This is a genomic window from Hymenobacter sp. HD11105, from assembly GCF_054051685.1.
Map to the genome: position 1 here is coordinate 1 of NZ_JBSWBR010000013.1, position 12,822 is coordinate 12,822.

Genomic DNA, 12,822 nt, shown 5'->3' on the forward strand with positions numbered 1-12,822 from the left:
CGGCGCTTGTTCAACTACTCGGCCCTCATCCGCTCGGGGCAAATGAGCCGCGAAAAAGCCTTGGAACGCACCGCCGAAATCAACTCCATCGAGGATCAGCGCGTGATTGACCTTTGCATCAAGCGCCTGGGCCTGACCCGGGCGGAATTCGACCAGATTGTAGCTGCTCCGCCCAAAACCTTCCGCGACTACCCCAACAACTATTCCCTCATCCGGCGGCTGCGCTGGCCGATCAAAGTGCTCAGCCAGCTCAATCTGATTCCCGAGTCGGCCTACGATAAGTATTTTAACTGCGGGGAGTAAGGCCCCAGCTTTTCTATTCCCTCAACCTACGATTCAAAGCCCTGGCCTGGCGACCATTCCTCACTTGAGCCAGACTCCGCTGCCCTACCATACAGGCCGCAGAGAGTTGGAGTAGCGTGGGCAGGTCATGGGCCTGAACAGCCTGGACGAATGTCGTCCAAGCCCGTTGCAATTTCGGGTTGTTCGGGCGGGACTCCACAAGCGGATGTGCCGGTGGTCTTGTAGAAGAACCGATTGCCTTACTCAGTAGAGCGATAACCAGCAAGGTCAACAACGTAACGGCATGCGCTATCTGGAAAAAATAGAGGAGTAGATTTAATTCACTAACGAAAACGCACTTCGGTAAAGTACCACAGTGAAGCGTCCGATATACTAGGGGCTAATCTATTATTTTTCCGCGGTCGGGGGTATAACTTATCTTATGTCAATCAACTATTTCAAGATATAGAGGAGCATAATTGCACTTTATAATTCCACTCAAAATTCTATTCATTCATACTATTTGCTCACGGTCAGCTATTCTCAAAAAGTGCTTCGAATACCCTTTTATTCCCTGGGTCACCATCAGCTAAGCCAGTCAGTAAATGCATGCTAGACTCATCAATTTTGCTAAACCCGTGTTTCTCCAAAATCTGTAGTAACGCCTGGGCATCCGGACTACTGGCTTCGCCTACTACCTGTCGTTGTTTTAAGTCGGTCGTTAGGCGAAACAGGATAAAGAATCGCCCGACCATCGAGAGATGGAGACCATACACCTCCTCGTGGCGTAACGTGTAGACAAAAGAGACATCATAATTGATGTCGGTTGTATCCTCCACCGTAAAGCGCACGCTCAGCTCCTGTAAGATAGGCTGGTAAGGCTGCCTCTGGAAAACCTTCGACACAAACGAGTAATTGGGCTGGGTGTAGGAACCATAGCTGGCTAGTATGGCGCTATTAATGGACTGCAATAGACGGTGCATGGAATCGGAGCGAGCAGTAGCTGCAGAATGGTGGGCGTAAGTATAACTAGAGAATATGCACTGCTAATATCTGTCCGAGAAGGTCAAGTATGTAAAGCGACGTTTCCGGGATACTTTTACCATCGCTCACTAGCGCCGAACCTAAAATGCTTCTCTACCCATGCAGAATCGTACCCACCAAGAGCTAGTCGAGAATATCCAGCAGCACCGTTGGCTAGTCTTCAACATCCTGGGCGACGGCGATGCCCTGCCGCCCTTCTCCTACACGGTCGGCCTGTTTGCCTCATTTGGCCACCCGGAAGTAATCCTCTCGGGCTTAGATCATGATTTGGCCCACGCCCTACTCAATGACATCGGGGAGGATGCGGCCAACGGCATCCGACGCCAAGCAGACGTGCTCTATGACGACGTGTTCGGAGGCTCTCCCTGCCTGTTTAAAACCGTCTTGCCGGCGCACTATGACGCCTATTTTGGCCGGGCGCTGGTGTTCTATCAAGGAGCGGACTTTCCGGTGCTTCAATGTGTGTGGCCGGACGCCCAGATGCGTTTTCCTGGCCAAGGGGGCTATGCCTATACTTCGGCCAACCAAGAACTGTTATATCAGCCTTAATGGTCTCTTAATAGCCTTTCCGTTATCATCTAACGATTCTTGATGGTTGTCCCCCAGCAAGCGATGCTAGCCGAAGAAGTGATCGATATTCTAACTGCCACCTTCCGCATCGGGACGCGGGCCAAACTCCACCACGAGCCGGCCCCCTCTGCTTGGAGCTCGTGGTTTCTGTTGCCGGTGCCGGGCTACATTGAAGCCTCTACCTACGGGCCGGTTCCCCGACGTGACATTGAGTGGATTGAACTCAACCCCGTCGAGCAGCGGTACATCGGCCGCCTCGTGCCTCCCCACATCCTGGATCACACCGAGGCCATCCTTGAGCAACTCCACGCCCAGGGCATCCGCGCGCAAGTGCGGGAGGGCTTGATTCGCCTATTCCTGTAAACCTTATATCTGCCTTAGCTGATGTGGACGCCGCTGCGCGAAGATATTGCTCGTATACAAGCCGCCTGTCAGCTGCCCTCGGCCGACTTTTCGGCCTTGCCCATGACCACGGGGTGGGCGCGCGTGGAGGCGAAGATTTACCACACGTTTTGCGTGCTGGAGCATCCCGTGGTGCGTCCCTTGTGGTTATGGGGTGCCTTTCGGCCCGGCGCCTACGCATTGGCTAATGAAGCGGATCCCTTAGGCACGATGATCGGACTCGTTGAGCCGGATGAGGTGGTCTGGCTAATGGTAAATGACTCGCTCCCAGCTGGCGATAAGTTCTGGTTTTATCAAGGCAAGCCCGCCGCGATTCACACCGTGCTGCGCGAGAGCACCTACCTGGACGAGATCTACTTGCTCTCCAAGAAGTACGCGTGGTTGCTCTGTCTCAACCACCATGATATCCTTTATGGCATCGGCTCGCCCATAGGTGAGAAGCTCCAAGCGCTGGGCGCTCGCCCCGTCGTCTATCAGCGGTAGATGCGTCTGAGAAGGAAAATTATGTCAAGCAACGGCCACGGGAGTACCACCGGCGATGTTTCAGCGGGTGTTGGATGGTAGGCGCTGAGTTCTCTACGGACTACCGGCCTACCTCTTTGTTTTCGGGTGGGTTCAGCAATGCCTCGCAGCTCAAATGACAGCAGCTTTTATCTTTATCGGGCCGGGTGAATCAGTTGCCCCACTATTTCCCGCTTAGCGCCCGTGATGTTGCTTTTCGTAGCGACCCCGGCGCTTTTGCTTACGCTTCTCTGGTTGAAGGGGTAAGCAAATACTACCTTTCGAGATGCTAACTGCTTTTGTCGAGAGGCACCAAACAGCCAAAATCATTCTTGCCCAAACAACCTACCTGGACTTAGAGGTTGAGGAAGGGGTGTTCAGGGTTAGTTTCAAGGATAAAGCGGCTTTCAAATTGAAGCTAGGTACGCGAGGCCTTCTTGCTCATTACACCGCCCACCCTCTTCTACTCCATTACAATGAAGACCGAACAACCCTTTACATCAATTCGCGGCCAGAGAGCCCCCAGGTACTGATAGAGGATATTGAGAAGGCTATAGATTCTATTTTTCAGGGATGGCACGATTGGCGGTGCGTACTATGGGGAAACCGCTTGCAGTCTGCCGTTGAACTCACCAAGCAGAACATTGCTCAGGGTAGCGGCATTCTGCTTGACAATGCCCCTGCTTCGGTCGTTAGAGCCGTAGTGGCCGTTTGTGAGAGGCACGGGGTTGCAACGAGGCACTTCGGCGCATTGAGTTGGAGCCCGTTACCACAGGAAGCCTACAGCGTTTTGCTTCTTGGTTCGTGCTATGTGGTTGCTCGCAGTTTTCAGCTTCGGATGCTGTAGCGGCTTTTCACCGGCCTGGTTTTATTCCGGGACCATTTCCATCCTCTCTCCAAGCTCATCATCGCTAATGGCTTACCTAGAGTGATTGCGTTGCTGCCCGCCTTCAGCAGGTCCGGGTAGCGATAACCTCTTGCTTACGGCGGGCAAGGATAACTTCGTTATCTAGTCTAGCTTCACTGGCCGCTGTGGTAAAAGAACTCTCCCTCATGGCTGCATAACACCAGCCAATCCAGGCTATGAGGCAGTACCCAAACATCCATATTCGGTGCGCCTGTGTGCTCACCATATTGCTTGAGGAAGGCTTTCAACTGGGCATTACCTGTGTCATAAGCCCGATTCAAAAAATTGTGGTTTGGGTGTTCGTACACCAGATAGTAAAATGGCTCAGATAACTCCTCTATGATAGAGGCATCCGCTTCCATAATAGTATCGGCCTCTACACCCATATTCACCCTATGCTGAATCTGTAGTATCAGGTTATGGCTATCCTCGCAACTCAATGCGGTGCCCGGCAAGCAGTTTTTTTCAGCATCAACTTGCTTGAACTGGGCTATCAATTGCTCTTTGAACAGGTCTTTGCTTTGTAAATCGTTGGTAATGCGAATGGTTACCTGACCGGATTTAATAAGGTAGGAGCCCAAAGACTCGGAAAATTCCTCTATGTTCTCCAAAAGGATGCTTTTGGTTCGGAAGCCATATTGTAAAATCGTTGTTTCAGTCAACTCCAATTTGTGCCTCAACACATATATAAACCCTGCGACACAGCCAACGAAGGCCGGAATAGCATACACATAGATATAGAAGAAATCCTTTTCAGCTAGAGCGTTGACTATAGACCAGGCTGATGTAATGGAGATTATCGTAAAGGTTGAATACATAAATATTTTCCACGCTATCGTATAATCTGTTCTAGCAATAATGGGCATATATCGTACGTGTGATCCGTTTTCAAAACGGCACTGCTATGGTGGTTGGGTTTGCAATGGTAGACATAGTATAGAGCAAATTCTCAACCGTAAAATGAGTTCTGTGAAGCGAATGGCTTTTACCGCAGGTAAAGGTTACATCTTTACCTAAGGTGTAACTCCACAGAACTAACGCAATAAAATGGGCCAGTGCGTTACGCATTTGCTCTACAATTTTCACTTATGATGAGCAACTTTTTCGCGAAAGGTGGTAGCTTCCCCGCTTCTCTACACGCGTAAAAAAGATAAGCATGAAGGCCATTGTCAAAGGGTACGACAGGAGCCAGGTAGATGACCTTTCGACGTATGAAGCGGACACGCCGCTGGTGTTTAGCTATAGCCTGACGTTCTCCATTGGCCCAGTGGGGAAGGAAGGAGCAGACTACTTCACCGTGATAGTGGCGTCGGCCGGCTATTTGCAATCATTGTATTCAGATGAGGCCGTGAGTTTCCTGCGACACACCATTCTGGCGCGGGATTATAACGTGCAACAGGTGGTAGCCTTGATGGAGAAGTATGTGAACTGCTTGGAGGCGGACTCCTGGGAGAAACTAGCGAACCAGCTCAGTCAAGTCGCGCAATGGGAGTTCGAGGATTATCAACCTGCTCCATAGTAGTTGTCCGAGCAAGTCAATTACGTCTACGCATCTATCTTAGATTAACTTCCTGACAACGTATGAGACGGCTAATACTTTTTCTGACAACCCTTTGCTTACCGTTTGTCTCTGCTGGACAGGCAAGGACGATTACCGGTAAAGTAGTGGATGAGGTTGACTTGAAGCCCATAGTGGATGGGACGATTTGGGACCGTGACAACATTCGCCTGGGAACGACCGACCAAAAGGGGCAGTTTGAAATTGAACTTCCTGCGGGTACCAACGAATTGGTTGTCGGTTCTATTGGCATGGCCATGATGTCCCTCAAAGTAAGCGCTACTTGTTCTACCCTGGAGGTTATTTTACTGAGGGACGTCATCTATGATTTTATGTCCCTGCGAAAAATAAATCGCCAGCGACAGCGAATCTTCCTGGACTTATCCAATAGGCATCGGCAAGCCTATGAACAGGGAGTGTTTACGGCGGAAGCTCCGTGCTTCACATATATTTTTCACAAGCAGTAGGGGTAGTAGCAAGCGGTAAGTAGAGGTAGAGGAGATGGATAGAAGCTAGACTAGCATCGAGCTACTTTAGGGTAAAGGTTGGACTTCACCCAGTCCGAGAAGGTAACGTTATGTTTAATAAGAGGCAGCCGGTGGAGCTCCGGCCCTGTTGCAGTGGGTGGTAGCTGGAATAGGTTGATCTTCTGGCTATCTTCCAGCATTACATGGACGAACCCGGTCAACGTACTTTCCCTACTACCGCCACCCTACTCGTACCTGCTCTACCGGTGTTACCTCCTAGCCGGTGGCGAGCGGCCGCATCCGCTGGGAGCCCCCCGCAGCTTTCCTCGTCTACACTATGAGAGCGAACCCTGTCCTTCCCCTCGTCAGCCTCCTTTTCCTCCTGCTCGGGCCGTCCGTAGCCCGGGCACAAGCCCCCTGCCTGGAGCGCACGCTGCTCTCGCCGCTGACTAAAGAAATTGGGCTTTACTACGCCTACACCGTGGATCCCATCCTGCGGGCCCAACGCGCGAAGCTTGACCAGGAGCTGAGCCCCCCCGATAAAGAACTGCTCGCACGCTATAATGCCCAAGCCGGCAAGCTGTATGCGGATTTCGCGCCCTTACAGCGTTCCGGGCTGGTCACTCGGGACCGCAACCATCCCGCCCGCCAGCGCCACCGCCAGCAGCTGCGGGCCCTGCGCAATCCCGCCGATTCCTTGGCCCGGAAATACGCCGGCGCGATTCAGCGCGTGCTCCAGGAGTTAGCGCCGCAACGCACCCAGTGGGCTGCGGACATCCAAGCCATTGAGCAGCAATACCCCCCCGCGATGGCGGCCTATCCCGGCCGCGATCATCTCCGGCTCTTAGCCATGAAGTTCGATCCGGTCGTCTTTCTCTTGCTGCAGCCTGCCAGGCCGCGGCCCGCTATCCCGGCCAACGCTAACTAAGGATCGAGGGGCCCGGGGCGCCCTGCTTCGGGGAGTTGCGTCTGCTTCCTATGCTGGCGAGGGGGTGGGGAAAGCTGCTTCTTCAACTCTATCTCCAGGACCGCTCCGATGGTGGGTGGTAGACTTTCCAGGCTCGGTTGGTAGTCGTATAAAGGCCATTACGTAGACCAGCAGTATCGCCAAAGGGTCTACTAGTAACGAGAAGCGGTGAGCTTTATCGGCTATCCTTTGGGGCGCTAGTCAAATTTCGACAGCTTCTGCAGCATCTGCTGCATACTCATCAGCTGACGCGTGGGCTCCACCTCAAACAGCTGGTCGGGCAGCGGTTGCATGCGCAGGGTCTTGGCCGTGAACCGGGTGAGCCACCCGCGGTCGCCCTCGGTAAACTGCAAGGGCGTCCCGGGCAAGCTGCGCAGGAAGGGAAACACGGCCCCCAAGGGCAAGGTGATGGCGGTGGTCAGGATCGCTTCGGGCGCCTCTTGGTGGCGTGTGGGCCGCAAGGCCACTTGCTGAGCCGGCCAGCCCAGCCACTGGACCGGTTGGATGACCCTTTCGACGCGATACCCGGTGTTCAGCAGCGACCGCGCCTGCTGGGCCACGGCCTGTTTTTCCTCGGCATAGCTCATGAACAAGGCAAAATTGCTGGCGGCCGAGCGCTCCCGATCCGAGTATTCCACCCAGGTGTAGGTTCCGGTCTTCGTGCGCAGCTGCACCTCTTTGGTGGTATCGGCCGGATTCCAGCGATTTACGCGCCACACTTCCAGGCGGACGGCATCGCGCTGGCGATAGACGAGGAGCTGCGTGGCCACGTAGGCGGCGGGCTGCGCCTCCAGCCGCCGCACCGTATCGGCTTGGTAAATGAGCTGTCCCTGGGAAAAAGGCGATTGAGCCAGCCCGGAAAAGGGCCACCAGAGCAGCAGGAGCCCGAGGAACAAGCAGCGGAGGAGAGCAGGCATGAAGTTGGGGGCAACACGTGGTAGAAGGCCCGTGATGATAAGCAACTATTCCGGGAAGTAGGTAGAAGCACGCCTGTTGCCTCGTTATCTGCTTCCGTTAATTTGAAGGGCTAGGCAAGTTGCTGAGGGAGCAGGTTGCTTACACCACGCTTCGCCTCCTCGGAGCTAAGTAGTCCAGTGCCTGCTGTTCAAAGGCTTCCTCCAGCGCCTCTACGCCATGGGTCTTTTTGAATTCCCGTTCTGCCCGGGTAATGGGGAGTAGCCAATAACAGGTGACGGGCTGCTTTTCGAGCCTCAGCTGCTCCAAGCGGGGGCCATCCAGATAGGGCAACGAAATCAGGCCATATGTACACGCGGAGCCTGGTTGCCACGGCACCCCAAAGTGGACGGTGTGGCCCAGGTCTAACGGCTGTTGGGTTTGATGATAATGCGCTACGGCGGTTAAGAGCTCCACTAGGGTTATATCCTGCACCGGGGAGAACAGATGCAGCTCGAGGGCACGCTCCATCTGGAAAGAAGACATGCCACACGTCGCATACGTCCACATGGTCCGCTGAGCCGAGGGGGGAAATTCCAGGACGCAAAAGTCGGGTCCTATCTGGTAAAAGGATGGTCTTTTAGAGTGAACGCGAATCGGTTGCGTCTGCCATTGACCCACATAATGCGTAAGAAGAGCTTCTTGATAAGTGGTCATCAGGGCGGTTGGGCTAATAACGGCAATACAGGCAGCCGACATAACGTGTAGGATGCCAGAACCGCTCTATACTACTTTGGAGGTCGTATAATGCGCATTACGTTAATAAGCATTTTACTTCCTAGTCCAGTTATACTGAGTAAGGGCCAATGATGGGCCTATAGAGTGTGAAAACGCGCTTTTTTAAGAAAAGGAGGGCATCTTCTTCTCCCCGCACTGTTAGACACGCGTCGGCTTCGAACGTGCTGCTGCCCCGCCGAAAACAGCTCACCTGGATCGGGGGCCGGCGGTCGCTAAAACCGGTAGCCGGCGCCCAGGCCGATAAACTCCGTCAGCGCCACCCGTGGGCGCCGAGCGATGGACACGGCCACGGCCACATGCGTGTCCACGAGCCACCGCTGCCCCAGCGCCCAGTGCCGCCCGGCGCGCAGCAGGGGCCGCACTTGCACGTCCTGCGACGTGCTGGAAGCAGCCGTTGGGCTCTCCTGGATGGCGCGGCTGTGGCTATAGGCACCGATGAGCCCGGCGCCGACAAACCAGCCGATCAAGCTCGGCTGGCGGGCTTGCAGGTAGTAGTTGAGCGAGGCGTCCGCGATCAGGTCCGTCGTGCGAAACTGGGTGCTGAACGTGATGGGCGTGCCCGTCGGATCGAGGCCGCTGAAGCGGGAGCGCTGGCGCGCGTGATCGCCGCCCAGGCTGGCGCGCACACTCCAGCGGGACCCCACCCCGCGCTCGTAGCCCAGGGCGGGCGTGAAGGGCGAAGTCAGCCGTAGCGTGTGCAGGGTGAGCAGCTGGCGGCGGGCCAGCGAGTCGGGGGTGATGGGCGGGGTAGCTGCGGTACTCAGTCGGGGAAGGGCCAGCAGCAGGGCGGCCCCAGAGCATACTTTGCGTAACAGCATCAGGAAGGATAGGAATAACGAAGACGACCAAAGGAAAGGAGAAGCACGAACGCGAGCAGTGTAGGATGGTGTAGTAGGGTTGAATATCGCCATAACTGATTCGTTGCATGGATATTGCACGGCACAATTTCCTTTCTGGTGACTTTCACTTCGCCACGGGCTGCTTGCGCTGGCGACAAAGCGTGGGGAGGCGTCGAACCCATTCGTGCTTATCGGAGGGAGTCGCGTCTAGGGTTCTGCCTAGATGCATCTAATAATGGCCATTATGATAAGAAGAGCCTAGGGACGGTCACATCCCTCATACTAGTTTAGCGCAAGGTGCTAATATAGAAGTCTCGGGCAATCACGTAGTTCGTGCCAATCAACAACAGGGACACGGGGGGCGCAACTGTCAGCCCCCTGGGATATACTCGTTCCGGCTCTTGCTTGGTCACCGGCACGTGATAGCGCTGGCACAGGGCGACGACTTCCTGCGCCAGGTAGTCGGGCAAGTACACGGAAACCCGTCTACCCTGCGGTAGGAGCACGGCCACTTGCTCCTGCCCAGCATAACTGATGCCACCCCAGGAAGGAACATAGCGTCGCCAGTCGGCGGATGCTTGGGTCAGACACTGCGCATAGTCCGAGTAAAAGGCCGCCGGAATACCGCGCCGGGGCTCTAGGGTCACGAGTTGCAGGGAGTCATTGAAAAAGGAGAGCGCCGGATGCTGCTGATAGTAACGCAACGGTCCCCCTGTACCACGCTTTAAGCCGGTAGCCACCTTGCCAATGAGATCCACGCGATGAACCTCGACCGCCGTTGTCAGCTCCAAGAAGCTGGTTTGCGTGTACGTGATGCGCCCCGTGGGATAGAGATCAACAAAGTGTTGGACCATAGCCGAAAGTAAGCAAGGGCAGAAAGCAGTTACCTACTGTGCTAAGTAGTTGTATCTCTGCAAGGTGCTAAGATTAAACAAAAGATAGAAATCACTTCTCTGCTTCTTGTCTACTTTCGCGGAAAAGTTGCTTTACATAAGCGATCTTCCCAGACTCGTCTTAAAAGAACCCAACGCCTCCTCGCGCCCTGAGTAAGACAAATTCAAGGTGGCTATAACCAATATGGCTGTTGCAAAACGCTAGCCGTATGCTGAAACCGTTTTCTTCGAGCTCATAGCCGGCGCAAATGAGACGCATTACTGGGAATCTTTTAGACGCTTGTCGTCCCCGCTGGGACCTAGTAGATTCACGGCTAAGCGTTTTGCAACAGCTACGACCGTTCACAGCAGGTATAAAGTATTCATACCCGCCGTCTGGGAAAAGTGGTAGCTTTCGTCCCTTCTTATCTCCTACCCACCGATGGCATTTTGCCGCGTTCAGCCCTTGCTTTCTATACTCTTACTGCTCGGGCTGTGTACCTGCCGGGCCGATCAGACCAAGCCCTCCGTTCTCGTCACGCTGCAGCCCGGATCCTGCGTTCACACATCCGAAGGCACCTTTATCCAGTATCAGGCTACTTTCTTCAATAAAACCGGAAAACCATATCACCTGATTCCGGCTACCAAGCCTTCCCGCCTGTACTCCACCTTATCCATTCGCGTAGAACGCCCCCAGCAGGCCGCCGCAACCTTGCCGCTGTATTTCCCCAGTGATATCTTGCGCCTGACCATTCCCGCCGAGGGCCACTTTACGCTCCCACTGCAAATCCTTATCCGGGATGCCACACTGGTGATGAACCATGATAGCGTCTGTCAGCTGCTGCGGCTTCCTTTCTCGTTGCACGCGCAGGATACCTTACTACGGATTCTGTCCCCAAGTGACGCTATTCAGGCAGGGCGATCAGCAGGTCAAAGGAAGGTACTAGATAAAATCCGAGAAGAGCGGCGCTAGCGGGCCTTCCGTGGAGGCCACTAAGAGCCCTTAACGGTGTAGTCTTGACTTCACCCCTACTTACCTGCCTATTTATCGTTCGTTTAGTACTTTATCCTTGAAGCCTCTCACCCGTTTGTTATCCCTAATGCCATCTTTATCGCGGGTGGTCATCGGGTGCTGGCTTGTGAGCCTAGTACTCATAGGGCTGACGCTCGCCACGCCCTTGGAATTCACGCCGCTCACGTTGGGCAACCTGCCCCGTTGGGGAGCTTGGGGGTTAGCGTTCCCCGCTTGCCACCTGCTGGGGCAGCATGCTACTCGATTTCGGGTGATTTGGCGCGTCCTGCCCTGGCTGCTGTGGGGGCCGCTCGTGGTCGTGCAGGCCCTCTGGCTGGTGCTTGCGTTACCCACCGCCACCACTTGGTCGCCCATCCTGGAGCCCACCCTGTCGGTATTCGCTCGCCCGCAGCAGTGGCAGACGACGCGGGTGCTCTTTCAACGCAGCGAGCAGGTCGTGGCGATGCAGCAACTAGGGCCACAAGCGCTTTATCCCCGCGAGTTTCGCACGGCCATCCATACGCCCTTGGTGCCCGGCCTGCAGTGGGTGACGTCCCTGAATGCGCCCCAGCGACTCGATGCCTCCTGGCAGGTCGTGGACCTGCCCACGCTGCGGACCAACACGTACCTGCGGCGACGTGTCTTACGGCTGAGTCAGGATTCGGCCGTGCACCGGTCCCTGCGGCCTTGGGAGCAAGCCTTCGCGCGGCGCCGCGCGAAGGCCGTATGGGTTGACCCGTCCGCCCCGTGAGGCCGGTCTACCCTACCACAGCGCAGGTCATCCCCTTTTCCGCTGGACCAGAGCGGGAGCCCTGCCGCCGAGAAGGTGCTACACGCAAGGGCCCTGCTATGCCAACTACTCTTTCAATACTTTTAGGCCGATGCTGAAGCTGCTTCAAGTAGTAGGGGGGAAGAGCTGGCGGATAGGCTGGCGCCTTGGTCTGTCCCTCCTCGCGTTCTATGCGTGCGACTTCGTCTTGGAATCGCTGCAACGACTACGGGGCCCCTACACTACCCCCACCCCGTGGAAAATTTCCCTGGCGCTGTGCTTTTTTACCTTTTTGCTGCTGGCGACGGGCTTGGCCCTAGCGTTCCAGTTGAGCCGCCGGTCTCGCCATCGGGCCTTCCTCGCCGCAGCCGTCCTCCTCTACACCGCCACGGTCCTGGTTGTCTTTGGCGGGTTTTCGGGCCCGGTGGACAGACCCTACCGGCTCCTCTATAGCCTGGCCTGTGGACTCACCGGGCTTGCTACCCCCTGGATCGTCGAAGGGCTACGCTCGCGGGTCGCGCCCGCCGCTACCCGTACTAACCATCCCTACTCTTCGTAAACGGGCTTCAGCTAACCATGAAAACAGGACTGACCCTGCTTCTGCTCACCAGCTATTTACTTACCGCTTGTGAGCGGCTCGAACGAAAGGCGTGTGGGGAGCCCACCGGAGAACACAAAGCATTTATAGAACGAATGAATACGTTGTATCAGGAGCAGCTCCAGCTCACCCAAGTGCCTTGCTACCCCGGCTATCTGCGCATGGACTGTCGCACAGCCGTCGCCGACACCGTTTTCACCAGAATTGACTCCTTAGCGAGAAAGCTGGACTGGACGGAGGTACTCGTATATGACCACCAGCATCAGCTCGTCCGAGGAAATACAGGCTCCATGTAAGCTCCGATTTACATAATGCGGCGTATCCGATCCGCTTCGCTTTCCT

At 55.3% G+C, this 12,822-nt stretch carries 16 protein-coding genes and 1 pseudogene; 11 read left to right on the forward strand and 6 right to left on the reverse strand.

The window, feature by feature from the left end:
* Positions 1-303 (forward strand): annotated as a pseudogene (locus tag ACW9KT_RS21715) (hypothetical protein); the annotation flags it as partial.
* 512 nt (positions 304-815) lie between these two features.
* Here the strand turns inward: ACW9KT_RS21715 and ACW9KT_RS21720 are convergent.
* A complete protein-coding gene (locus ACW9KT_RS21720) occupies positions 816-1,265 on the reverse strand; it encodes a hypothetical protein (protein WP_457084386.1) in 450 nt (149 codons plus the stop codon).
* Between the two features lie 160 nt (positions 1,266-1,425).
* Between ACW9KT_RS21720 and ACW9KT_RS21725 the strand changes: the two genes are divergently transcribed.
* The 3 genes from ACW9KT_RS21725 to ACW9KT_RS21735 are packed head-to-tail and all read left to right on the forward strand — an operon-like array spanning position 1,426 to position 2,781.
* The gene (locus tag ACW9KT_RS21725; protein WP_457084388.1) at positions 1,426-1,875 is read left to right on the forward strand and encodes a DUF4262 domain-containing protein; all 450 of its coding nucleotides are present in this window, start codon (positions 1,426-1,428) and stop codon (positions 1,873-1,875) included.
* Between the two features lie 42 nt (positions 1,876-1,917).
* A complete protein-coding gene (locus ACW9KT_RS21730; RefSeq protein ID WP_457084468.1) occupies positions 1,918-2,259 on the forward strand; it encodes a DUF6678 family protein in 342 nt (113 codons plus the stop codon).
* Between the two features lie 21 nt (positions 2,260-2,280).
* Positions 2,281-2,781, forward strand: coding sequence for a DUF6756 family protein (locus ACW9KT_RS21735; RefSeq protein ID WP_457084390.1), 501 nt, complete (start codon positions 2,281-2,283; stop codon positions 2,779-2,781).
* Between the two features lie 1,038 nt (positions 2,782-3,819).
* Here ACW9KT_RS21735 and ACW9KT_RS21740 read toward each other — a convergent pair.
* Positions 3,820-4,572 (reverse strand): hypothetical protein, encoded by a 753-nt coding sequence (locus ACW9KT_RS21740; protein WP_457084392.1) that lies wholly within the window; start codon positions 4,570-4,572, stop codon positions 3,820-3,822.
* A 290-nt stretch (positions 4,573-4,862) separates the two neighbouring features.
* On the opposite strand from ACW9KT_RS21740, the gene ACW9KT_RS21745 reads away from it, so the two are divergent.
* The 3 genes from ACW9KT_RS21745 (at position 4,863) to ACW9KT_RS21755 (ending at position 6,659) form a co-directional block, all read left to right on the forward strand.
* Positions 4,863-5,225 (forward strand): Imm8 family immunity protein, encoded by a 363-nt coding sequence (locus ACW9KT_RS21745; protein ID WP_457084394.1) that lies wholly within the window; start codon positions 4,863-4,865, stop codon positions 5,223-5,225.
* 62 nt (positions 5,226-5,287) lie between these two features.
* Positions 5,288-5,731, forward strand: a complete 444-nt coding sequence (locus tag ACW9KT_RS21750) for a carboxypeptidase-like regulatory domain-containing protein (RefSeq protein ID WP_457084396.1) — start codon at positions 5,288-5,290, stop codon at positions 5,729-5,731.
* 337 nt (positions 5,732-6,068) lie between these two features.
* Positions 6,069-6,659: a hypothetical protein gene (locus tag ACW9KT_RS21755; RefSeq protein WP_457084398.1), complete on the forward strand. Its 591-nt coding sequence runs from the start codon at positions 6,069-6,071 to the stop codon at positions 6,657-6,659.
* A gap of 236 nt (positions 6,660-6,895) precedes the next feature.
* Here ACW9KT_RS21755 and ACW9KT_RS21760 read toward each other — a convergent pair whose 3' ends face one another.
* From ACW9KT_RS21760 to ACW9KT_RS21775, 4 genes are all read right to left on the reverse strand, one after another.
* Entirely contained in the window at positions 6,896-7,615 is a 720-nt protein-coding gene (locus tag ACW9KT_RS21760; protein WP_457084400.1) for a hypothetical protein, read from the reverse strand.
* A gap of 139 nt (positions 7,616-7,754) precedes the next feature.
* The gene (locus tag ACW9KT_RS21765; protein ID WP_457084402.1) at positions 7,755-8,351 is read right to left on the reverse strand and encodes a suppressor of fused domain protein; all 597 of its coding nucleotides are present in this window, start codon (positions 8,349-8,351) and stop codon (positions 7,755-7,757) included.
* Between the two features lie 251 nt (positions 8,352-8,602).
* A complete protein-coding gene (locus ACW9KT_RS21770) occupies positions 8,603-9,301 on the reverse strand; it encodes a hypothetical protein (RefSeq protein ID WP_457084404.1) in 699 nt (232 codons plus the stop codon).
* 215 nt (positions 9,302-9,516) lie between these two features.
* Entirely contained in the window at positions 9,517-10,083 is a 567-nt protein-coding gene (locus tag ACW9KT_RS21775; RefSeq protein WP_457084406.1) for a hypothetical protein, read from the reverse strand.
* 460 nt (positions 10,084-10,543) lie between these two features.
* Here ACW9KT_RS21775 and ACW9KT_RS21780 point away from each other — a divergent pair, with 460 nt between their 5' ends.
* The 4 genes from ACW9KT_RS21780 (at position 10,544) to ACW9KT_RS21795 (ending at position 12,776) form a co-directional block, all read left to right on the forward strand.
* Positions 10,544-11,074 carry a hypothetical protein gene (locus tag ACW9KT_RS21780; protein ID WP_457084408.1) on the forward strand — a complete coding sequence of 177 codons (531 nt, stop codon included), beginning with the start codon at positions 10,544-10,546 and terminating at the stop codon, positions 11,072-11,074.
* Between the two features lie 127 nt (positions 11,075-11,201).
* Positions 11,202-11,864 carry a hypothetical protein gene (locus ACW9KT_RS21785; RefSeq protein ID WP_457084410.1) on the forward strand — a complete coding sequence of 221 codons (663 nt, stop codon included), beginning with the start codon at positions 11,202-11,204 and terminating at the stop codon, positions 11,862-11,864.
* A gap of 130 nt (positions 11,865-11,994) precedes the next feature.
* A complete protein-coding gene (locus ACW9KT_RS21790; protein WP_457084412.1) occupies positions 11,995-12,441 on the forward strand; it encodes a hypothetical protein in 447 nt (148 codons plus the stop codon).
* Positions 12,442-12,458: 17 nt separating this feature from the next.
* The gene (locus ACW9KT_RS21795) at positions 12,459-12,776 is read left to right on the forward strand and encodes a hypothetical protein (RefSeq protein ID WP_457084414.1); all 318 of its coding nucleotides are present in this window, start codon (positions 12,459-12,461) and stop codon (positions 12,774-12,776) included.
* Positions 12,777-12,822: the final 46 nt, after the last annotated feature.